This window comes from Alteribacter populi, assembly GCF_002352765.1.
GTDB classification, from domain to species: Bacteria; Bacillota; Bacilli; order Bacillales; family Salisediminibacteriaceae; genus Alteribacter; species Alteribacter populi.
Genome location: NZ_KZ293963.1, coordinates 655,414 through 677,303, shown reverse-complemented (window position 1 = coordinate 677,303; position 21,890 = coordinate 655,414). Strand labels below are relative to the sequence as shown.

Annotated in this window: 21 protein-coding genes; 7 read left to right on the top strand and 14 right to left on the bottom strand. The window is 38.7% G+C overall.

Translation table 11 applies throughout. The annotated features are described in order from the left end of the window. Positions 1-25: 25 nt before the first annotated feature. Positions 26-163 carry a YjcZ family sporulation protein gene (locus CDZ94_RS21040; protein WP_198546695.1) on the top strand — a complete coding sequence of 46 codons (138 nt, stop codon included), beginning with the start codon at positions 26-28 and terminating at the stop codon, positions 161-163. 125 nt (positions 164-288) lie between these two features. Here CDZ94_RS21040 and rlmN read toward each other — a convergent pair whose 3' ends face one another. From rlmN to CDZ94_RS03330, 3 genes are all read right to left on the bottom strand, one after another. Further along, entirely contained in the window at positions 289-1,356 is a 1,068-nt protein-coding gene (gene rlmN / locus CDZ94_RS03340; protein WP_096435112.1) for a dual-specificity RNA methyltransferase RlmN, read from the bottom strand. 538 nt (positions 1,357-1,894) lie between these two features. Then, positions 1,895-2,398, bottom strand: coding sequence for a ferritin (locus CDZ94_RS03335; protein WP_096435111.1), 504 nt, complete (start codon positions 2,396-2,398; stop codon positions 1,895-1,897). Positions 2,399-2,465: 67 nt separating this feature from the next. Then, positions 2,466-3,155, bottom strand: coding sequence for a S1 family peptidase (locus tag CDZ94_RS03330; protein WP_096435110.1), 690 nt, complete (start codon positions 3,153-3,155; stop codon positions 2,466-2,468). Between the two features lie 464 nt (positions 3,156-3,619). Here CDZ94_RS03330 and rnz point away from each other — a divergent pair, with 464 nt between their 5' ends. From rnz to CDZ94_RS21035, 3 genes are all read left to right on the top strand, one after another. Continuing rightward, entirely contained in the window at positions 3,620-4,537 is a 918-nt protein-coding gene (gene rnz, locus CDZ94_RS03325; RefSeq protein ID WP_096435109.1) for a ribonuclease Z, read from the top strand. A gap of 122 nt (positions 4,538-4,659) precedes the next feature. Next, the gene (locus tag CDZ94_RS03320; RefSeq protein ID WP_096435108.1) at positions 4,660-4,791 is read left to right on the top strand and encodes a DUF4023 family protein; all 132 of its coding nucleotides are present in this window, start codon (positions 4,660-4,662) and stop codon (positions 4,789-4,791) included. Positions 4,792-4,816: 25 nt separating this feature from the next. Continuing rightward, a complete protein-coding gene (locus tag CDZ94_RS21035) occupies positions 4,817-5,011 on the top strand; it encodes a YfhD family protein (RefSeq protein ID WP_100831894.1) in 195 nt (64 codons plus the stop codon). 92 nt (positions 5,012-5,103) lie between these two features. Here CDZ94_RS21035 and betB read toward each other — a convergent pair whose 3' ends face one another. From betB to CDZ94_RS03285, 6 genes are all read right to left on the bottom strand, one after another. Further along, a complete protein-coding gene (betB, locus tag CDZ94_RS03310; protein WP_096435106.1) occupies positions 5,104-6,567 on the bottom strand; it encodes a betaine-aldehyde dehydrogenase in 1,464 nt (487 codons plus the stop codon). A gap of 24 nt (positions 6,568-6,591) precedes the next feature. Next, entirely contained in the window at positions 6,592-6,948 is a 357-nt protein-coding gene (locus CDZ94_RS03305) for a Rieske (2Fe-2S) protein (protein WP_232735753.1), read from the bottom strand. Continuing rightward, entirely contained in the window at positions 6,948-8,036 is a 1,089-nt protein-coding gene (locus CDZ94_RS03300; protein WP_096440561.1) for an amidohydrolase family protein, read from the bottom strand. The genes CDZ94_RS03305 and CDZ94_RS03300 overlap by 1 nt, the downstream gene beginning before the upstream one ends. A gap of 179 nt (positions 8,037-8,215) precedes the next feature. Next, positions 8,216-8,383, bottom strand: a complete 168-nt coding sequence (locus CDZ94_RS21150) for a hypothetical protein (protein ID WP_157811975.1) — start codon at positions 8,381-8,383, stop codon at positions 8,216-8,218. Positions 8,384-8,776: 393 nt separating this feature from the next. After that, positions 8,777-9,430: a DUF3889 domain-containing protein gene (locus CDZ94_RS03290; protein WP_106408547.1), complete on the bottom strand. Its 654-nt coding sequence runs from the start codon at positions 9,428-9,430 to the stop codon at positions 8,777-8,779. A gap of 405 nt (positions 9,431-9,835) precedes the next feature. Continuing rightward, entirely contained in the window at positions 9,836-10,294 is a 459-nt protein-coding gene (locus CDZ94_RS03285) for a DIP1984 family protein (RefSeq protein WP_096435104.1), read from the bottom strand. A 438-nt stretch (positions 10,295-10,732) separates the two neighbouring features. Here CDZ94_RS03285 and CDZ94_RS03280 point away from each other — a divergent pair, with 438 nt between their 5' ends. Together CDZ94_RS03280 and CDZ94_RS03275 are read left to right on the top strand one after the other, a co-directional pair. Beyond that, positions 10,733-10,999: a hypothetical protein gene (locus tag CDZ94_RS03280; protein WP_096435103.1), complete on the top strand. Its 267-nt coding sequence runs from the start codon at positions 10,733-10,735 to the stop codon at positions 10,997-10,999. 387 nt (positions 11,000-11,386) lie between these two features. Further along, positions 11,387-13,315: an ATP-dependent DNA helicase gene (locus CDZ94_RS03275; protein WP_096435102.1), complete on the top strand. Its 1,929-nt coding sequence runs from the start codon at positions 11,387-11,389 to the stop codon at positions 13,313-13,315. A 209-nt stretch (positions 13,316-13,524) separates the two neighbouring features. Here CDZ94_RS03275 and CDZ94_RS03270 read toward each other — a convergent pair whose 3' ends face one another. Beyond that, positions 13,525-14,475: a ribose-phosphate diphosphokinase gene (locus CDZ94_RS03270; RefSeq protein WP_096435101.1), complete on the bottom strand. Its 951-nt coding sequence runs from the start codon at positions 14,473-14,475 to the stop codon at positions 13,525-13,527. Between the two features lie 419 nt (positions 14,476-14,894). On the opposite strand from CDZ94_RS03270, the gene CDZ94_RS03265 reads away from it, so the two are divergent. After that, positions 14,895-15,920: a serine hydrolase domain-containing protein gene (locus CDZ94_RS03265; protein WP_096435100.1), complete on the top strand. Its 1,026-nt coding sequence runs from the start codon at positions 14,895-14,897 to the stop codon at positions 15,918-15,920. Between the two features lie 87 nt (positions 15,921-16,007). Here CDZ94_RS03265 and ymzB read toward each other — a convergent pair whose 3' ends face one another. The 4 genes from ymzB to CDZ94_RS03245 all read right to left on the bottom strand — a co-directional run bounded on the left by ymzB (position 16,008) and on the right by CDZ94_RS03245 (position 21,797). After that, on the bottom strand, positions 16,008-16,367 hold the full coding sequence (gene ymzB, locus CDZ94_RS03260; RefSeq protein ID WP_096435099.1) for a protein YmzB: 360 nt from the start codon (positions 16,365-16,367) through the stop codon (positions 16,008-16,010). A 107-nt stretch (positions 16,368-16,474) separates the two neighbouring features. Continuing rightward, positions 16,475-16,927 carry a cupredoxin domain-containing protein gene (locus tag CDZ94_RS03255; protein WP_096435098.1) on the bottom strand — a complete coding sequence of 151 codons (453 nt, stop codon included), beginning with the start codon at positions 16,925-16,927 and terminating at the stop codon, positions 16,475-16,477. 68 nt (positions 16,928-16,995) lie between these two features. Beyond that, entirely contained in the window at positions 16,996-20,523 is a 3,528-nt protein-coding gene (locus CDZ94_RS03250) for a YhaN family protein (protein ID WP_096435097.1), read from the bottom strand. Further along, entirely contained in the window at positions 20,520-21,797 is a 1,278-nt protein-coding gene (locus CDZ94_RS03245) for a metallophosphoesterase family protein (protein ID WP_096435096.1), read from the bottom strand. Before CDZ94_RS03245 ends, CDZ94_RS03250 begins: the two co-directional genes overlap by 4 nt. Positions 21,798-21,890: the final 93 nt, after the last annotated feature.

Here is a 21,890-nt window from a genome sequence, read left to right as displayed (position 1 = left end):
ATATGTAATATACGGGGGGGGTGAAATGATGTTTGGATTTTGTCAACCTCGTCGTGTGGCACCAGTGGCGCACGTACCTCGTAGAGACGACACAACGATTGCGGTAATTTTAGTTTTGTTCATCTTATTAGTTATTGTAGGGTGTGCATGTGTAAAGCACTAAAAATGAATTAGAGGAGGACTAAAACGTACTGATTAGTCCTCCTCTAATTTTGTAAGGGATTTTTAATTGAAAGCAGTCAAAAAATGTAATAAGCATTCTACAATAAATGGATACACTCTTTGAATTTATGCTTTAGCTTTTTTCTTAATTTGTTTACTTCTTAACTGTCCGCAAGCAGCATCAATATCGGATCCTTGTTCATGACGAATGCCACACTGAATGCCGTTTTTCTTCAGCGTATCGTAGAACGCAAGGATGGACTCTTTATTACTTTGTTGATATTGATTGTGTTCATCAACTGGATTGTATGGAATCAAATTGACGTAGGAGAGGCGCTTTTTATTTTTTAAAAGCTCTACAAGCTCCAGTGCCGTTTTTTGATCGTCATTAACATCTTTTAAAAGGATATATTCAAACGTAATTCTCCGGTTTGTTTTTTCCAAATAATAATCCACAGCTTCCATTAATTTTTCGATCGGCTGCGCACGGTTAATTTTCATGATCTGTGTTCGTAGCTCGTTATTTGGCGCATGCAAGGAAACAGCTAAGTTTACTTGCAATCCTGTATCGGCAAATTCATAAATTTTCTTTACAAGACCGCTAGTAGAAACCGTTATATGTCTTGCACCAATCGCAAGCCCTTTGTCACTATTCACCACTCGGAAGAAGTCCATCATGTTATCAAAATTGTCAAATGGCTCACCAATTCCCATTACTACAATGTGGCTTACTCTTTCCTCTTTTTGTTCTTTATCTAGATGCAGCTGAACGTTCATAATTTGTTCAACAATTTCACCGCTCGTTAAATCACGACTTTTCGTTAATAATCCGCTAGCACAAAAGCTGCAGCCGATGTTGCAACCGACTTGCGTTGTCACACAAACAGATAACCCGTAATGAAAGCGCATCAGTACAGTTTCAATGAGGTTTCCGTCCCTTAGCTTAAACAAAAACTTAATCGTACCATCTTGTGATTCCTGCTTTGTATGCAACTCTAACGTCTGGATCTCGAAGTTTTCTTCTAATAATTCAAGGCAGTCTTTATTCACATTCTTCATGTCAGAAAAAGACGTGATTCGTTTTTTATACAACCAATCCCACACTTGAGAGGCACGGAATTTCTTATGTCCGCGATCCATCAACCAAGCTGTTAATTGTTCAAACGTTAGTCCATATATCGATTCTTTAGTCATTTGTAACCCTCATTTCAAAACGTTAAAGTTCTACTCTATACTAATTAATCATTATTCACCTACAATTTTCTAATTTTAAAGAAAAAGGTAAAGAAAGTCAACCTTTTACCTTTACAACCGAGTGTTATAGGCTTTCCTTTATTATTACTCTGCGACGTGAGTTTAACCCGTTCTTAAATGGAGATATAACAACAATAAGAGCAATTTTTTTGAATGGCACAAGAAATGCGCAAGGCGCCCGCTAATCGGTGCCTGGAGCTAGACACCGAAACGTAGATTTTTATACTTAACTCTTGAAAAAGGGACAAATTATATAAATTCTTACCTTTCTAAGAAAAACCGCATAGCGGTCTTTTATTAAAAGCAGAATTAGCTCACATGTTTTAAAGTCTCAAGGATGCTTTTGAGACGAGCGGCGTGAAGGTAGCTGTCCTCTTATAAATTAACTCTTAAAAAAAGGCCACCTAGTGAGTAAACACTAAGTGGCCACAAAAAGATAAAAAAGTCGCGTTTTTAACACATTTGTGATATTTACATCCTATTTTCCTGCCTCAAACGTACGTTTTCCGAGTTCACTTTCTAACATATAAAAAGCGTTACTATCACTGTCAATACGCTTTAATTTTTGAATTAAGGAGTCAAACGAGGCTTCTTCTTCCACCTGTTCCTCGATAAACCAGTTCAAGAACGTCATCGTGGCATGCTCCCGTTCGTCGAGTGCAATATCCGCTAGAGTATAAATGCGTCGGGTAACCTCTTTTTCATGCATCAGAGCCTTTTCAAATGTATCCAATACTGATGAAAATTTGTTGTTTGGGGCTGGAAAGGTGTCCACATTTGCCCGTTCGCCCAAATCATTAATGAAGTTATAAATTTTCATCGCATGGAAGCGTTCTTCCTCCGCCTGCATTAGAAAAAAGTTAGCAAAACCATCGAGACTTTCCGCTGAGCAATAAGCAGCTGTTGCTAAATAGACATGTGCAGAATAAAATTCATAATTCATTTGATCATTTAGTCCGTTTATTAGCTTTTTACTGATCATGTTTCCCCCACCTCACCTTTATATAAGATACGTTTATCTTATCATTTGAAAAAGAAAATTGTTGGTTTCAGGATTTTATTCGGTTTTTTGTATCGGACAGGCTCTTTACAAGTTCAATTTGGTCTCTAAAGGCTTCTACAGAGACGATCAGCCCTACTTTTTGCTGTGTCCCTTCATAGTCTACTCTGGAGGTGGCATAGACCACCCCGACAACTTTCCCATCGTGATTAATGACTGGGCTTCCGCTATTTCCTCGGTAAATCGGGGCATCAAGCATGAGAATACCATCCTCTCTCATACCGAGCAATTGGCCTTCATTTGCAATAAAGTTGAAAAATAGCGGATTTCCGATCACATAGACAGGGAGATCTGGCTCCCAGGAGTCCGCAAATTCGAGTACATGGTGATCCGTTTCCTCTAACTCAATCTGTAAGATCGCGATATCTAACTCTTCGTCACTTTCAATTACATCTGCCTGATATCTTTCCCCTTCTTCAAACGTCACTGTAAGAAAAGATTCATCGTCAATCACATGGTGATTCGTCATAATATATCCGTTATCAGAAATTAAAAAACCTGTTCCCTTGCTAGTATCGCCTCTAACCACTACCACCGATTCTTTATAAAGCTGAACATCTTCATTTTCTGATAATTCTCGAGAAGTGGATAAAAACTCAATTGCAGGGAGATTCACTAATCTCGGTAAAAAGGCAAAAACATTTCCTAATAGAGCAAAAGTAAGAATCAACGCAATCACAATTTTAAAACCTCTACCTTTACCATTGGACTGTGTCTCTATCTCTTCATCAGGGTTGAAAAATTCTTCCTTCGTATAATAACGCTCTCCGTCAAAGAATAGCTTTTCTTCCTCTTGTTCCTCTCGATCGTAATCTTTGGAATCAGAAATAATCTCCCCCTCCTGACTGGCTACATTTTCTTATAAATCGTATGGATTTGTCACTATAGTACCACAAATTGCCCTAACACTTCTTCTTAGTGAGGGTTTCTCTAATGTTACCACTTTATAGTTAATCACCTTGTAAAAGCCGAAAACCCGCATGGTGCTTTTCCTTGAGGAGACTCAGCGTTTTTTTTACAATAAGTAATAATCACAAAATGGGAGAAAATATTATTTTGAAGTTGTGTGCTTTTTTAAAACAAATGAAATATGGAAATGATTCGCTTATTATAAAATAAAAACTCTCAGATCGGAGGAACATTATGAAAATAACATTTCTCGGCACCGGTTCGGGGGTTCCTGCCAAGCACCGTAATGTCTCTTCATTAGCCCTACATTTAATGAATAAAAAAGATGCTATTTGGCTGTTTGATTGTGGAGAAGCCACACAGCACCAAGTTTTACATACACCGGTTAAACTAAGAAAAATTGAAAAGATCTTTATCACTCATACGCACGGCGATCATATTTATGGATTGCCAGGGTTATTATCCAGCCGCTCATTTCAAGGAGCAGTAACCCCACTTACAATTTATGGACCAAAAGGATTAAAGAAGTATATTGAAATATCTTTGAACTTGAGTGAAACTTATCTATCCTATCCTTTGGAAATAAACGAAATCGATCGGGACAGCATCGTGTTTGAGGATGAACAATTTATCGTAAAGACATCCGAACTTATTCACGGAGTCCCTTCCTTTGGATTTAGGGTTCAGCAAAAAGATTTACCGGGTCCGTTACTTATAGATAAAGTAAAAGAGGCAGGTATACCCATTGGACCCATGTTACAGCAGCTTAAAAAAGGGCTTAAGGTTGAATTGTCCGATGGTCGTACCTTCGAGGGAAGTGATTTTCTCGGAACACCGAAAAAAGGAAAGATTGTGACGATAATAGGAGATACACGGTATACCGAAAAAGCAATATTGTTAGCTAAAGGAGCTAATACATTGATTCATGAAGCAACACTTGCTCGAAAGGACGAATTGCTAGCCAAAGAGTACTTTCATTCCACAACAGTACAAGCAGCTGAAGTCGCTGATCGTGGAGGTGTTCAGCAGCTTATCCTCACCCATATCAGTACACGGTATCAAGAGGCGGATGAATTACTTTATGAGGCAAAAGAAATTTTCCAAAACAGCTTTATTGCAGAAGACTTTTCCTGCTTTGAAGTCCCTTCATAAAATCACCCCTATACCGAACAAATTTGGAGTGTTAGTAAAGAAAACCAGCAGCAATTTGGTGCATGATTTCGATTTCAAATGGTCAAAGTAACACCAACGGTATCAAGTAGGAGGGGAAGAATATGGATAACACTCATGAATTTGTAGAAAAATTTAATGACAAAAAGGAAAAAGCGGAACGAAACAATAAACATCAAGGCAAGAGACACCATAGTCATAGTTTGCCAAGTAAGAAGCATAACACGAATAAATAGCACACTGACAGCAGGAGATGATCAAATGGGACGAGCACGAAAACAAAAAACACGCGATAAAAATAAACAGAGTTTGCCTCAAACACCTAAAAAGGATATTGCAGGCAACCAAAGACAAGAAGATGTGGAATTAGCGGAAGAAGTTGATGACTTGTATGAGCTAAAGGCCCGCCCTGGATATGTACCAACGGAAGTCAATCGTAAAGGAGAAAAATCGTAACCCTTCTCTTCCACAAGCGAACGCTAAGATTTAATAATCTTAGCGTTTTTATAATTCTTCTTGATATTCAAGTCTAGCTTACACCAATAAATTTAAAACCAGTTCAATGGTTTAGGATCTGTATTTTGATAAATATGCTTTTGTTCTGTATATTCTTCTAGTCCTGTTGTCCCTAATTCTCTACCAATCCCCGATTGTTTGTAGCCCCCCCAAGGCGCTTGTGGGATGTATGGATGGAAATCATTAATCCATACGGTACCCATACGAAGTTGTGAAGCTACTCGATCTGCTTTAATAACATCTGTTGTCCAAACGGCACCTGCCAAACCGTAAATGGAATCATTTGCAAGCTTTGTCGCTTCTTGTTCACCTCTAAATCGTTCAACAGTCAACACCGGACCAAACACTTCTTCTTGTACCACTGACATTTCAGATTTACACTCTGTGAAAATTGTTGGTAAGTAAAAGAACCCCTCTCTTAGCTTAGGATCATTAGGACGGTTACCGCCGATAAGGAGATTGGCTTCTTCTCTTTTACCAACTTCCACATAATTTTCAACCTTCTCAAGGTGTTCAGCAGAGATCAATGGACCGGATTGTGTCTCTGGATTCATTCCATTTCCAAGCTTAATTTTTTTCACACGTTGGACTAAAGCATCAACAAATTGGTCATGAATCGAGTCTTCTACAATCAACCTTGCACCAGCAGAACATACCTGACCAGCATGAAAGTAAATAGCATTAAGAGCCTGGTCAACAGCTGCTTCAAAGTCACAGTCCGCAAACACAAGATTTGGGTTTTTACCACCTAACTCAAGCGCAATCTTTTTCATATTATTACTTGCTGCTTGCATGACTTTCCTTCCAGTCATTAATCCACCTGTAAAAGAAATCAAGTCGACGAAATTGTTTACTGCCAATTCATTTCCTACCGTAGAACCTGCACCTAAAACAAGATTTATCACTCCGTTTGGAAATCCGACTTCCTCCATCAACTCAAAAATTTTCATGGTTGTTAGTGGGGTGATCTCACTTGGCTTGATCACGATTGTATTTCCAGCTGCCAGTGCGGGAGCAAGTTTCCATGCTGCTTGTAATAATGGATAATTCCACGGGGTAATTTGACCACATACACCGACAGGCTCTCGAACCACTTTACTTGTGGAATTAGGAATCGGTGACTCAATGATTTCCCCACCGAATTTATCCGCAAGTCCTGCGTAATACCGAAAGACTCCTGCGATATCGTCCATATCTGCTTCACTTTCAGTGAGCGTTTTACCTGTATCTAACGTTTCTAATTTCGCTAATTCTTCTTTATCTCGTTCAATTAACTCAGCCACATTAAAAAGTAATCGTCCCCGCTCCGTTGCAGGTATCGAAGCCCATTGACCGTGATCAAATGCCTCGCGAGCTGCCGCAATTGCTTTTTTTGCATCTTCTACATCGCCTTCTGTTACAATCTCAACCACTTCCTGGTTAAAAGGATTGATAATTTTTCGGGTGTCCCCTGACTGAGACTCTACCCAACATCCATTTATAAACATCTTCTTCATATCCTACTCACCTTCAATCCTTGTCTACTTAAATACAACGACTTTATCGTCTCTTAAGGTAACGTTAAAGTTTTTTAATTTGAACTTTTCATTGGCAAGCATACAGCCTTTATTTTTAATATCAAACTCACGGCCATGCCAGGGACAACGTAAAATGTCACCATCATTAATAAAGTTATACTCGCCAATAACGTCTGTGGGTTTCGGTGCCCCACATAGTTTTCCTTTAGATAACGGAGCACCTTGATGGATACATCGATTTGTAAACGCGTAGTAGTGCCCATCACTCGCGCGACAAACGACGATCGAATGACGTCCAAATATACTTTCCATCATTTCACCAGGCTGAAGTTCGTCTTTATAACAAACAACTTTTTCCACTACTTTTCCCTCCCTATTTTCGGAAGCTTAGGATAAAAGTTACGTGCATTTTCTGAGAAAAGTTTACGTGTTAACTCCTCCCCTAAATTCGGTGGTAACGCCTCAAAAGGAGAATCATAATCCCAATGTGGGTAGTCCGTTGAAAATGAAACGATTTCATCTGTTCCCATTTGCTCAATGATTTGTAAAAATTCCTTCTTTGACATCTCTTCTAATGGCTGTGTTGTAAAGCACAAATGCTCACGAATAATCTCACTTGGCATTCGCTTAATCCATGGCACTTCATGTCGAAGGTCTTTGTATTGTTGATCCATCTTACGCATTAGATAGGGAACGTAAGTAAAACCACCTTCAATCATGATTAATTTCAATTTTGGGAACTTTTCAAATACACCATTAAATACCATGTTCGTTACCATTGTCATATGGGATACCGGAATAAGAGTATGCCATTCAATAAAATATCGAGGCCATTTCCCGTAATGCACAGGCGGTTCATTATGGTGCATGCCAATCATTAAGTCGTATCGTTCTGCCGCTTCAAATATCGGATGATAATAAGGGTCACCCCACAACTTATCATCAATAGGTAAAAGAATCTGAACCATCTTCTCGTGAGAACCTACCCTTTCAATTTCGCGCACTGCACCTTCGGGATCTTGTGCAGCAATGTGGACAGATCCATATAACCGCTCATCTTTATCTAGCCAATGTTCAATTTGCCAATCGTTATACGCACTTGCAAGGGCTGTAGCCATTTCATACCAACCATGCATAGATGATGGGCTAGGGTCAAGTGCACCGGTTAAAATTCCAAACTCATGTCCAACGGTATCTAATAACTGTTCTTGCATAAATGGAAGGTCGGATCCTGCCGGCCGTCCATCAGGTACAATCGCATCAGCTCGGTCAACCCCTGCAACAGCTGGTTGTGTATATGGCATATGCTTTTCCTGTAGCCAGTGGCAATCTGTAATATATCGCTTATAAGGCTGGTCTAAATATGGAAGTAAATCTTTATAATGGACTCGTTCATGAATATCAGTATCTATCAAGTTTAGCTTCGTATTCATTATCGTATTTGTCATATCCCTTCTTTTATCCCCCTTAACACCAACTTTGATAGGACAAATGCTACCATACAAACTAATTATCATCCAAACCTACTGAGAGCTGATGAGAAGCCGTCACCTCCTTCAGTGAAGGTCAGTAAATGCCAGTGAACGTCAGTGGCTTATTTTTAATATTTAGGGATTGCTGGATAACTCTAGAACTCAAATACAAAGGGTGCCGCTTTCATGGCTTCGCTTTCCGCAGGCAACGCTTCAGCCTCCTCATTCGCGAAAGGCGTGCTCACTGCGGGGTCTTCTGCTGCTCCTGCGGTTCCTCGTCGTAAGAAGACCATTGTTGCTTTTCCTGAGGGAGTCTCCGCCATTGCAGCAGCACCCTTGGCTCCCACATGTGTATCTCAAAATCTAGTGCAAGGCTTTTAGCAAAAGAAGAGTTATTTCCTTGCAGATTCTCTCCATGAGAAAGAGCATATCCCCTTGCCATGTAGGCGTATGCTACTTATTCAGCAGCCTCTATTTATATTATTTAATAATTTGTCCCATAAGGAATGTCATCGTTGGCTTTTTTTGAACACCTACTTTTAAGACAACACGTTTAAAAGACACTCCCTTATTAAGGAAGCGCCTGTTGTTATCAGCTTTTAATTTAAGCCTCTTCGTTTTTTTTCTATCTTTTGAACAAAGTATTTTAAATTTTTCCGGAATACAATATACGATCTCCTTTAATGAGAACATCGCTCAGGACTGTCCTTCTTAGGTCACACTTCCTTTAAATCAACGTTAATCACTCTGTTTGTGTTCGGATTATAAGTAACATTTCCTTGAACGGTAATCTGCTCCTGTGGTGATTGTAAAATAAAATCGTACGTTTCTCTTGTTTGACCAGGAGAAGGCACTGTTTTCTCTATAGATTTATAGTCAACCACGTTATAGTTTGGATATGCCGATTGGGTAACACCTAATAGGTTTCTTCCCCATGCTCCTTCGTCTAATTCGGGTGATGGAGCAATCTCAACATTTATGACCCCTTCATTTAAGTCTGCTCCCAATGCTTGAAACGCATTTCGATGAAGGTTAATTTTATTTGGTGGATAGGTTGGTACTTCATCTACAACCGTCACAGAAACTTCATTCCCCGGTAAGGAAAGGTTTTTAATTATTAGGGTTTCTCCACAACGAAATGGAGCATTCACTCCAACGGCCACTGTCATATATTGATTTTCTGACCAAGGTATGCCACATTGGGTAACCTCTCCTCCCTCTGTCCAGGTAGCTTGCCCTCTGATGGGTTGCTGGCGTTCCATATAATAAGGATGTGTAACATTATTGTAGTACGGCTGCTGAAAATAAGGGTTTACCTGAGACCTGTGATACACGTATTGATTTTGATTTGGAAAATAAGAACCATACATTTGGTATTCCTCCTGTCATAACACTTTCGATACCTTATGCTTCTAAAAGGTTGACCTGTTACAGACGGAGGCATATTTAAAATAATGCAAATGACGGAACTTAGTTTCGGCAAAATCTCACAATATTTAGGTTGTGGTAACGAGCTAACTTCACGACGCTCGTCTCAAAGGAAAAACTTCCCTGAGACTTAAAAATGTAAAATTCCCCGGACCCGCCCTCACAATTATAGAAATCAGTACACGGTAGTTAAATGTAAACAATATTATGTTCTATTGTGACAGTTCTGGGTTTAAGTCGTTAGAGAGGACTTGAACCTCTGGAGTTACCCCGGAACCCCTACCACATTCCAACGTTCCCCGTTGGTGGGTTGCACTCGCTTTTCTATAATCGCTACCTTCAAGACACTATTCAAGCCAATCCGTTCCCCAGTTCAACTCTTGAATTTTTGTGTCTAATTCTCTATATTTTTTTGCCAAATCATCCATTCTTTTTTGGAGATCTTTTACATTAAATGGCGTCACATACTTGATTTCTGTCCTTGAGTATCGATCCTGCTTCAAAGACGCTTGTTCAGCTAACTCGTTGTAAATCTTCCGTTCTTTCGCGATCATGTCACGTTCAATAAGCGATGCCCCCAAAGTTAAACGCTCATTTAAAGCTGTTTCATGATTCGTTCGATTGATTCGAATCATCAGGCCTTTTAACTCCTTCAACACTTCGATCAACTCTTCTTCTAATTCTATTGGGTTTTCAGATGGCGTCTCATCTTCTTGTATTTTTGCAACATTTGCGAGCCGATGTTTTAACTGGTCCGCTCGTTTTTGATAATCAGCTCTTCTGATCAAGGCTTCTGCTAATTTCACTTAATTTCCCTCCATCCAATAATTTTTTATATCTACTATTCACGAGACTAATATCCTTACTTACCGGTAAATCCCCCCATGTTTTCAATCTAATTGCAGCCATATGACTCTATAAACGATTATATGTATTTAGTCGCGTGCACTTCCTCCCAGCTATGTACAGAATTGTTATGAAGAAAATCAAATAGTTTGGAGTTGAATCTTGTACGTTTTTTGCCCTATTAGTAGCCCTTCTATATAGAAAGATTTCCTTCAAAAGTTTATGACGGAATTATTTTTTGTATATTATGAATTATCTCATAATTATATCACATTTGCTGAAGGGAGCCTCTTTAAAACAGTGATTATTTTATTATTCGCCCAGGTAGTACACGTTTTACCTAGATCAAGAATAGGATGAATACATACTAAGCATATCTCTGTAAAGGAGGGACAAACATGCCTAGATACAAAAGGAGGCCTGTGGAGGTCGATGCAGTTAAAATCACAAGAGCAATTTCAATTGAAACAACAGGTAATACAATGAAAGGTAATCCAGGTGACTATCTCATCACTGAGGTAAATGGTGAGCAGTATCCATGCAACGCTGAACTATTTGAACAGGAATATGAACTAGTAAAAGACCGCTTAAATATTAAGGCACTCCTATATAAATCGTTGAGAAAGCTGAAGAGAAAATCGAGGGAACTAATTCCTAGTAAATAAGCATAGTAAGCCCGGTAGCTTTAGTATAAACATCTAGTTAGTGGATGGGGGACTTTCGTGTCTCCCTCTAATCTCATGGAATCTGCTAAGGTTTGGAAGTTTTGAATACACACTATTTTACCTGCACTTAATATAGTGTAAAGATTGGGGTCAGACTATCTTCCGAAGTTTTCGGTTTACTGCTTGGCTCTTTTCTAAACGATTGTTGCTAATTGTTTTTTGAGCTTTGAAAAAACGCTCAAAAAGCAACAAACTTTACGAAAATAGCCTACTGCTTTGAGGGTTAAAAAATTGGCTCTCCTCCATTTTCTGCTCACAGTATCTATCATTTTTGATCAATAATCTGCTATGATTATAGTTTATTATTATAGTATAGGAGATTTTAAAATGAGAAAAACAACCTCCCTCCCCTTCTCCACATCAAAAAATCAACATTTTTTCAATCAGTTAGCTGACTATGTTGGGGATGTGTTTTACGATATTTTACCTGAGCATGGCTATGAGCTTCGAGATGAACAAATCTTTATGGCGTTTCAAGTCGAACAAGCGTTTAAGAATAAGAATGTTATTTTTGCTGAAGCGGGTGTTGGAACAGGAAAAACACTCGTTTATTTACTTTATGCCATCTGTTATGCACGATATATGAGAAAGCCAGCCATTATTTCATGTGCTGATGAAACATTGATCGAACAACTCGTTAAGCCTGGCGGAGATATTGAAAAGCTTGAGAAAGCATTGGGCTTGAACGTTGATGTAAGATTAGCGAAAGCTCGAGACCAGTATGTATGTGTGAAAAAACTCGATCAGGTTGTAAATAGGGCAAAAGATAAGGATATCCATCGTGTCCATGAGCAAATTCCAAGCTTTGTCCATGAGGGCAGTGGTTCGATGACGGCATTTGAGCGTTACGGCGACCGGAAAGAGTATCCTTGGGTTTCGAATGAACAGTGGGAAAAAATTTCTTGGGATCCGATTCAGCAATGTTCCACTTGTGAATGGTTTCATCGTTGCGGACAAACCCTTCATCGCCAGTACTACCGCGAAGCTTGCGACCTTATTATTTGCTCGCATGACTTCTATATGGAGGATGTATGGACAAAAGAGTCGCGAAAGCGTGAAGGACAGCTTCCATTACTTCCCGAGTCAAGCTGTGTTGTTTTTGATGAAGGTCACTTATTAGAGTTTGCAGCTCAAAAAGGGTTAACCTACCGTTTTCATTCCGAAACCTTGACGACAATATTGACTGGATATCTGAATCAAGACGTGAGAGAACAATCGCTTCTTTTAATTGAAGATATTTTAGCGCTTCATGATGAATGGTTTGATATTTTGCGGGCAGGCGCAGTAATGTCAGAAGGATCGAATCGAAAAGAAATCTCCCGTTCAAAGAAGATGCTTGATGTGGCAGTTAATTTGAGTCAAAAAGTAGCTGATTTACTAGACCAGCTCGTGTTTGATTCAGAATTATACGTATTAGAAGAATATCACGTGAAAATGATTGAGGAATACTTGGAGTTTTACGCTTATGGGCTCTCGATTTTATTAAAAGATGATGCAGGAATCTTCTGGCTCGAGGAAACTGAAGCGGAAACGTCCTTTGTAATAATGCCGCGTCTAGTTGAAGATGTCTTGAAAAATGAAGTGTTCTCTAAAAAGATCCCGTTCATATTCTCATCTGCTACGTTATCTAAAAGCGGAGATTTTTCATACATCGCTAAAAGTATAGGTATTGAAAATGCCAAATCGTTTACCGTTGACTCCCCTTTTGATTATGAACAAAAAATGGAGTTGAAGGGTCATATTGAGACAACTGAGAAAGAAAAGTGGTTGAAGATGGGACGAGAATTAAGCGAATATGGCGGTAAAACGCTTGTTCTCTTTTCATCCGTTGAAGAAATGAACCGTTTCCGGGAGTGGGCTTCTGAACAAACGTGGGATTTTGAAATCGTGTATGAAGGTGACCGTGAAATAAGCGAATTAGTAACCCAGTTTCAACAAAGGAACTCTACGGTTCTCTGCTCCTATCATCTTTGGGAAGGATTGGACATTCCAGGAGAATCACTAACACAAGTGATGATCTCCTCTTTGCCGTTCCCGTCCCACGATCCGGTTTTTCAAGCTAAAAGAAATCACGCAGCTAACCCAGTTGAAGATGTGGACCTTCCCTACATGCTACTTCGATTAAAACAAGGGGTCGGACGCTTAATTAGAACGAATCAAGATCATGGTGTGGTACATCTTTGGATGACGGAAGAAGAAAGGAAAACACACAGTAAAGCAATACGTGAGATCCTGCCAACGAGTATACAATTTTAAACAAAGTTAAAATAAAGCTGGCTACTGTAATCAGAGTAGCCAGCTTTTTACGGTCATCAATTACCTTGTTAAGCCTTAGTGTCCTTTTTTCAAACAGTGGTGTTTTCGTAATGTTTGTTGCTCCTCATATGACGCTTAGGGAAAATAAATTTGTCCTCAACTTATTAATTGAGCTGAAAAACTGAAATAGTATGCTAACGCTCAATCGTTTAGTCAAATAACGTACTGACAGACTCATTATTTTGAACTTTTATAATCGCATTGGCTAATATCGGTGCAATGGATAAAGTTGTAATTCGATCAATTTTCTCCTCTTCAGGTAGGTATATAGAATTTGTTGTAACTAATTCTTTAATATCAGATTCTTCAATTCGACTTATGGCAGGTTCTGAGAGTACTGGATGAGTGCAGCAAGCATAAACTTCTTTCGCACCCTTTTCTAAGAGAGCTTTTGACGCTGAAGTGACGGTTCTTGCAGTATCAACCATATCGTCAATAACAATCGCTGTTTTCCCTTCAATCTCACCCATAATATCCATACCTTTTGCAACATGAGGATTACGGTTTCGATCAATTAAAGCAATCGGAGAATCAAGTATGTTTCCTAGTTGTCTTGCTCTAATAACCCCACCATTCTCTGGAGCAACGACGACGACATCCTCAAGGTCTTTTTCTTTAAAGTATTTTGATAAGATCGGAAAAGCAAGAAGCTGGTCAACAGGAATGTTGAAAAACCCTTGAACTTGAGGTGCGTGTAGGTCAATCGTAATGATTCTTGAGGCACCTGCTTTTTCTAACAAATTTGCGATCAGTTTTGCTGTGATTGGCTCTCTTGATCGTGCTTTACGGTCTTGACGAGAGTATCCAAAATATGGAATCACACAATTAATGGTTTTCGCAGATGCCCGTTTCATGGCGTCTATCATAATGAGGAGTTCCATAAGATAATCGTTGCCCGGCTGGGAGGTTGATTGAATCAGGTATACATCACAACCTCTAATACTTTCTTCAATATTCATCTGTATTTCTCCATCACTAAATCGCTTAATCGAACTTTTCCCCATATTAATTCCCATATGCTCAACGATTTCATTAGCTATCGAAGCATTTGAATTCAAGCTAAAGACTCTCATATTCGAAAATTTTTTTGCTGCTGGCATCATAACCCTCCATGAAAAATAATAACTTTACATGTTAGCGAAGGAGGTCAAACAAGCCTGCGAAGATCGAAGTGCGCCGGCTATGCTGTTTTGTACATCTTCTTAATTAGGCTTCTTTATCATTGATTGCTACTTGCCTAAAATGATGTACGGATATCCTTCCTATAAAACTATGACTTACTATTATCCCAAATGAAATTTTACCATACTTCTATGCTAAAAACATTTTCCGTGGACTGCTATAAATTTAACCTCATCGAAGTTGAAAATAAAAACTATCAATGTAGTATTAAATGTTTTTGAACATAAGCTATAACACTATGTATATCCTTCAGCCTCTTTGGGAGCAATCGGGCTTCTGACAAATTTTCAGAGCCCCCTGCGTTATGTTGTCAAATAAATGTAAAGGGGAACTTTCGATGAAAAAGTCGTTAAATCAATCACGCCTTGATGACCTGATGTCTTACGCAATAACGAAAAAAAATATATTTGGTGCTGTATTATGTGTGGAAAAAGGGGATCATTCACTGCCATTAATCAGTGGAGCGGGAAACATACAAGCAGATGACTTTTATTTTATTGCAAGTGTGACCAAATTGTACATTACTGCAGTCATGCTGAAATTACGTTTCGAAAATCAATTACAATTGGAAGATAAGATATCCGATTACCTTTCTGCAGATACCATCAGTCAAATTCATGTTTTAAACGGTGTAGATTATTCGAATGATATAACCATTAAACAGTTGATGTCTAATACATCAGGAATTCCAGATTATTTTACGTCAGATGTGGTTTCGGAATTAATCAGTGGAAACGATCAGTCTTGGCATCTTGAGAAGACATTGGAAGCAGTAAAGCAAAAGAAGCCCAAATTTTTCCCGGGACAAAAAAGAAAGGCACAATACTCCGATACGAACTATCAGCTGCTTGGGAAAATTATCGAAATAATTAAAGGAAAGGATATTCAAACTATATTTAAAGAATTAATTTTTGATGAGCTTCAATTAGAAAAAACTTATGTATACAAAGATGTGAATGATTCACGTCCTATCCCTTTATATTACAAATCAAAACCGCTTCATCTTCCCATTTACATGTCTTCTATAACACCAGAAGGGGGCATCGTCTCGACAGCGAAGGAAACGATGTGGTTTTTAAAAGCGTTTTTCAACGGCCGCTTATTCCCAAAACAGGATCTCATTGAACTGAAGCGTTGGAATCTCCTATTTATCCCCGGACTATTTTATTACGGAATTGGCCTATCAAAACAGCCACTATCGCTGCCCACATTTAATAAAGAGTTACTTGGACATTGGGGCCAATCAGGAGCATTTGCGTTTTACTATCCTGATAAAAATCTTTATTTCACAGGAACCGTAAATCAATTTACAGGACACGCCGTGGCAGTAAGATTAATGGGGAAGCTTATTAAGTTAGTTTAAGAGTTTGGGTTAAGTTATTCAAAACACTTCTTTTCTTACCGACAGCATTTCTTTTATTTGCCATCGGTAATCTGATTCAAGCTAATATTATTGGACGGAAATAGTATAGATTGCTTGATCTGTTTCGACTCTCATGTTGTCGGCATTCTTTTCGGTTTTGAAATCCCCGGTTAATGGGATCTCATAAGCCCTTTCCGGCAAGCCTGATTCCCCTTGATCAGTTTGAATTGTCCCTTGACCATACAAGACAATCTCCTTGAAAGCTAAATAATCATCGATATTAGCATGGCGATTCCTATTAAAGCTGACAGAATCCAATTTAAAGCTGACCTGATCAATGTCCATAACTTCTTGTTTGCCCGTGGCAATTTCCTCTTTATAAATAAGTAAACTCTGTCCTTTAAGTTGCTCCAGCCATTCAGAGACCTGTTCCATTTGTTGACTCATATGTTTTTACCTCCTGCTTCTATTCATACGTTTCTTACTTTTCCCGAAATACCTAAACTAAATGCAAAAGTACCTACAGAATCTCTGTAGGTACTTTTGCAATCGCACTATTCCACCACAAGATAAGCAATCATCGGTCCGTTTTTATCAATTGATTCGTGTGTAGTACATATTAGGCGATAAATACCTGCCTCGTTAAATTGCAAATTTAATAACGTTTCTTCGCCTTTTTTAACCGTACCTGTGATATCTGTTCCTTCAATAATAAACGGATGTTCTTTTCCATTAACTCCGTAAATACTTAGTTTAACAGGCTCACCTTTAGGAATGACGATCGTCCCTGGATCCCACCTGTATGATTCGATTTCCTCTCCATCTTCAGTCTCCGATTTAAATTCACCCGTAACCATATTTATGGTGAACTCATTCTCATCCGCTTGAGATGTCAATTGACCTCCTGTCTCAATAGCGGATGGCGTCAACATAAACCAGACAAAAGCAATTCCGAGACAAAGAATAGGAAAGATAATCCACTTCTTTTTTATGAGTACAAATTTCATCATGCCCCTCCTTCGTACTTGTTGTTATTCTTTATCTATACGTACAAAGAGGGGAAAACTTGTCTCATTTAATAAACTTCTACTAATTCATTTTCACCAATCTTTTCTAATTGATAGGCCATATCTGATGCTACTTCACTCATGAGCCCTGCTAACCGGTAATGGTGAGTAAAGAAAATCACTTGAGTAATCTTTGATAATTCAAGCAGTACTTTTAGTGTTTCTTTTGAACGCTCATCATCAAAGTGGACCAGAATATCATCGACGATAAAGGGCATCGGCTCGTTTTCTTTCACATACTTTTCAATACTGGCAATCCGGAGTGATAGATAGAGTTGGTCCGTTGTTCCGTCACTCATCCCTGAAATGTCTACCTTCTCATCGTGATTTCGGACACCCATAATTACGGGTTCATCTTTAGCATCGAACTCAACGGTGATGCCCTCAAAGGATCCCAAAGTAAGTCGATTAAAGATCTCACTCGCACGCTGAATAATGGGGCTTTGATTTTTTTCACGATAAAACTCGATGCCTTTCTTTAACAATAATGATGCGAGTTTGTGAGTAATGTACTGATCCGTGTCGTTCGATATTTTTGCTAAAATGCTTTGCTTCTCTTCTTCTGCTTGAACAGATGCGTCATTAGCTCCTGCAATTTTTTCATTGTACTCTTTTTTTACGACGCCATGCGCTTGTTCCAATTGCGACCTTGTTTGATCTAAGTCGTTCCGTTTCCGGGTCAACTCTTTTAACTCGATCTCAATAGCGTCTGTTTCAACTTCCTCTGCTTCCTCAAAAAGTTCATGGAGGGTTTGACCATTTCCAAGCTCAACCAGCTGTTCTTCAAGTTCTTCAATTTTCCCTGTGTAATCCATCTTTTGTTTGAACGTGACTTCAATTTCTTCTAACTCTTCTAACGTCGTGCATTCCGCTTGGGCAATTAGCTTTTCGAGGTAAAGGTTCGCCTCGTTAATCTCTCTTTCAGATTTTTCCTTATCACGTTCTTCCCTTTTGATTTGTTGCTCGATGTTTTCAATCGTTCCTTGATCCTTACCAGCTTTTTGAAGAGCCTCATAAATGTCCTTTACAGCAATATCCATGGTGTTTTCAATGAAATCCGTTACAAGATTTTGCTTGAGAGATTTAACCCTTTCTTCAAAGCCATAGATCCGACTTTGAATAGATTCGATATTTTTTTCTACCTGTTTACATTCATCGAAACTATAAACACAAGAATCATACGTATCAAGCAGCTCTTTTACGACAGTAGAACTCGTCTCTGCTGACACGGGAAGTTCGTTTAACACTGTTTTCCATGCAGTCACCCATTCTCCACTTTCGCGTAGTGCCTTTTGTTTATTTATCTGGGCTGTTTCGAGCTTTTCTTGTAAACTTGTAATCGTTACAAGGAGAGTGTTACGTTCATGAAGCTGGTCTGTCAAGCGTTTACTCGTGTTTTCAGCCTTGTTTAGTAATGCTTCGAGTGTTAATCCATTCTTTAATGGCTCTAGCGCTGTTAATGTTGTTTCAAGTGAAAGTTTAAGTTCATTGTGCTTTTCTTCAAGTTCGTTTAGTTGGGATAGAGTGGTCTCTAAGTTGTGATGGAGAGTAAGAATGTTTTCATATCTTTCCAACCACTCCAACATTTCATCAGGTGTTAATGGTTCAATTTCTGCCGGTTTCCAGAGACTCTTCCATTCATTTTCCCACTGATTAATGTTTTTCTCTATTTGATTCATGTCTTCTGTCAAAGTCTTGATTTTTTTCTTACTCATTTCGATATCAGAGAGGAGTTTATTTTTTTCACCGAGCTTTTCTGCTTCTCTGCGCATTCGGTCGGCTACGTCGTCTGTTTTACGGATACTATTTTCAAAAACCATATCAACTGGAAGATCATTGGTGAATTTTTCAAGTTTTGAATCGTCTAGTGGATCATTATTAAGTTTTTTGCGAATTAACAACCAACCTGAATCACGATGGTTCCGTAGTTGTGCTAACATATCTTCTGTAGGTATATCAGCAAGAGATTCTAGATCACGTATCCGTTTTTCATTTGCTTCAATAAACAAGTTTTCTTCATCGATCTTCTCTTTTGCTTTTTGAAGTTCGATTGCATGGTTCTGTCGTTGTTTTTGATATTTTTTAACGGTTTCAGTTAAATTAGGCACTTCGACTTGAAGCAGCTCATCGCTTGTTCCTTCCCATAATGGAAGGGAGTGAATGGCATCTTCCAATTCTTTTTTCATTTGCTTTACTGCTGCTTGTTTTTCTTTAAGGCTACCTTCAATTTTCCCTTCACTTTTAACCATATTGATGACGTATTCAAGTTCTTCAATATCAGGGACTTCACCAACCTCATTTAGTTCCTTCGTTTGCTTCTTTATAGTCGTTTCGATCTCTGCAAAGTCGTTTGTAGCCGTTGTTACGTCCTTGTCTAATAATGGTTTTTGGTCACATAGCTCACGAATGGTTTTCTTTTTTTCTACAGAGAGCCGATAACCCTCTACATTCGATACGTCTTGGTTACTAGCATCAATCTCTTTTAGCGTGGAAAGAACCCTCTCTTCTAGCTGTTTACGTTTCCCTTCTAATTCGGGAAGTTGTTTCACATCCTTTTTGTAGCTATCTATTTCTCGATAGAGCGATTCAATTTCTGCTGCCTGATTGAGGATACCTTTCGGAATAGAAATACTATTTAATTGGTTCTCAAACTCTTTCCGATTTATTTCAGCTTTTTCTTTCGATTTATTAGCAGCTGCAATTTGTTGCTGGCATTCTTTACGATCTTCTTCTCCATTTTCAGGAAGATTAGGAACAAAACCTAGTGCATCACGTTTTTCTATCAATTCTTTGCGTAAAGCTATTTTTGGTAATGTTTGTTTTAATCGATGATACTTCTGTTCTTCGCTGCTTATCTGTTTAATATCTGCTAATAGGGTTTCAATTTCTTTTTTTCCAGCAAAATAGGTCCGTTCCAGCTCTTGCCATTCTTGAATTTTCAGCTGATTAGTAGCAATCTCTTTTGTTTTTTCTTTTTCCTGCTTAATCGCCTGATTGATTGTCCGCGAACCTCCTTTTAAATAAAGGCTGCGAGCTTTACCATCTAACTCTTCTAATACGTGTCGTAATATACTAATTCCTGAAGCCGCAGAAAATAAGCTTTCACCCGCATTTCCATCATTTTGTAGCAAGCTTTCCCCGCCTTCTCGTAATCGGATGTGATCGAGGGCAAACATATTAATGAAGTGTTCTTCTGAAATACCATTTAAAAAGGAATTGACCTCTTTTTCATTAATGGCATTGTTATCAATGTCTAGGACTGTATTTTTCCGGCCTTTTCGTCTGATGTATTGTAACGTTTCACCGTTTGTTTTTTTCAATTGCCCTTCAATCCGCAATTTTTGATTACTATGGAGAAATGAATCTGCAGTTTGTTGTGGGAAACCGTACAAGAAGTTTACAACGGAGCGGAGAATCGTACTTTTTCCGGCTTCATTCGGACCATATAGTAAATGAAAGTTTTTGTCTTCTTTAAAAAGCACTTCATAATCTGTGAAATGACCAAATGCTCGTAAATTTAAATAGTCAAATCTCATGACGATCCCACCCCTGTCTTCCTTGTTAAATGATGAAGTAATAAATCTTCTACTTCGTCTATCTTTTGTGTAATAAGCTCAGTGTTTGTAAAATCAAATCCTTCGTCTCCGCTTTTTACTTCAAACGGCAACGCGTTCTGAAGGTCTTTTAGCTCCTTTAATAGAAATGCTAACGTATCCTCATCTTCTACCATCGTGTCAAAATACTCTAAAATCGTTGCAATCGGAGTATGGCGTTCCTTGAGCTCATTAATGTTCATCAGGCGTGTTGTTTCAATTTTTACTTTTTCAATCCATACATCGCCATAGCCAACTTCTAGTGCCATGGAACGCAAATTATTGATGACATGGTCCTTTTCAACAATGAGTTTCTGATGAATGTTTGTGGCACCTTGTACTCGAATGCGTACAGCTAGAAATCTACCTTCATTTTTTTGATACGAGTCTTCTAAACGTGTTCGAGTTTGTTCAATAACTTCTTCGGTTGATTCAGCATCTGTTACATCCACTTCAAATGTTTCCCATCTCAAGACATCAAGTGTATGGTGTTCATAAGAATCAATTTGGCCATTGTTTACTCGAACCAACGTACATCCTTTATCGCCCGATTCACGAACATGTCTCCCTTGAATATTACCGGGAAAGAGAATGACAGGATCTTTTTTTTGCAAGACCTCCCGCAAATGAATGTGACCTAGTGCCCAATAGTCATATTCTTTGTCCTGTAAATCTTTAATCTGGCACGGTGCATAATTTTCATGGTCTTCTCTACCAGTGGCACTTGTGTGTAACATCCCGATGTTAAGGTACCCCTCTTTCCTTTTGGGATATGCTTTTACAAGATTTTCTGTCACAGACCTCGATTCAAACCCTTGACCGTGGATCGCTACCTTTAACTCTTCGATCGTTTCAGTAGCAGGTTGTTCCACGGAGAATTCAACAACATTGGAGGGAAGCTTCAATTCTCTTGTAATTAAGCTAGCAGCGTCATGATTGCCACGAATTAAGTAGACGTCAATTCCTTCTTTTTGCAGGCGGCTCATCTGGCTGACAAAATATAAACCTGTATTATAATCCTTCCAATCGCCATCGTATAAATCTCCGGAAATCACCAGAAACGATACCTTTTTATCAATCGCCAGGTCTACCAAATTGCGAAAAGCATCACGGGTTGCATTTCGGATTCTCTCAACGGGAGCGCCTTCGTACTTTTCAAGACCCCTTAAAGGACTATCAAGATGTATATCTGCCGCATGAATAAATGTGAATGACAATGTTCTCTCCTCCTTTTAATGCTGTGTGTAATTATGTCGATTTTCTTCTTCGTTTTTCTACGTTCGTTTAACCTACCTATAGTTTCTATTATC

Coding starts and splice junctions, on each gene's coding strand:
- CDZ94_RS21035 (WP_100831894.1), top strand. CDS start 4,817: ATGGGACGAGCACGAAAACAAAAAACACGCGATAAAAATAAACAGAGT.
- CDZ94_RS03265 (WP_096435100.1), top strand. CDS start 14,895: ATGAAAAAGTCGTTAAATCAATCACGCCTTGATGACCTGATGTCTTAC.
- CDZ94_RS03270 (WP_096435101.1), bottom strand. CDS start 14,475: ATGCCAGCAGCAAAAAAATTTTCGAATATGAGAGTCTTTAGCTTGAAT.
- rlmN (WP_096435112.1), bottom strand. CDS start 1,356: ATGACTAAAGAATCGATATATGGACTAACGTTTGAACAATTAACAGCT.
- CDZ94_RS03300 (WP_096440561.1), bottom strand. CDS start 8,036: ATGACAAATACGATAATGAATACGAAGCTAAACTTGATAGATACTGAT.
- CDZ94_RS21040 (WP_198546695.1), top strand. CDS start 26: ATGATGTTTGGATTTTGTCAACCTCGTCGTGTGGCACCAGTGGCGCAC.
- CDZ94_RS03335 (WP_096435111.1), bottom strand. CDS start 2,398: ATGATCAGTAAAAAGCTAATAAACGGACTAAATGATCAAATGAATTAT.
- rnz (WP_096435109.1), top strand. CDS start 3,620: ATGAAAATAACATTTCTCGGCACCGGTTCGGGGGTTCCTGCCAAGCAC.
- ymzB (WP_096435099.1), bottom strand. CDS start 16,367: ATGAGTCAACAAATGGAACAGGTCTCTGAATGGCTGGAGCAACTTAAA.
- CDZ94_RS03250 (WP_096435097.1), bottom strand. CDS start 20,523: ATGAGATTTGACTATTTAAATTTACGAGCATTTGGTCATTTCACAGAT.
- betB (WP_096435106.1), bottom strand. CDS start 6,567: ATGAAGAAGATGTTTATAAATGGATGTTGGGTAGAGTCTCAGTCAGGG.
- CDZ94_RS03290 (WP_106408547.1), bottom strand. CDS start 9,430: ATGTATGGTTCTTATTTTCCAAATCAAAATCAATACGTGTATCACAGG.
- CDZ94_RS21150 (WP_157811975.1), bottom strand. CDS start 8,383: ATGGCGGAGACTCCCTCAGGAAAAGCAACAATGGTCTTCTTACGACGA.
- CDZ94_RS03275 (WP_096435102.1), top strand. CDS start 11,387: ATGAGAAAAACAACCTCCCTCCCCTTCTCCACATCAAAAAATCAACAT.
- CDZ94_RS03320 (WP_096435108.1), top strand. CDS start 4,660: ATGGATAACACTCATGAATTTGTAGAAAAATTTAATGACAAAAAGGAA.
- CDZ94_RS03255 (WP_096435098.1), bottom strand. CDS start 16,927: ATGAAATTTGTACTCATAAAAAAGAAGTGGATTATCTTTCCTATTCTT.
- CDZ94_RS03280 (WP_096435103.1), top strand. CDS start 10,733: ATGCCTAGATACAAAAGGAGGCCTGTGGAGGTCGATGCAGTTAAAATC.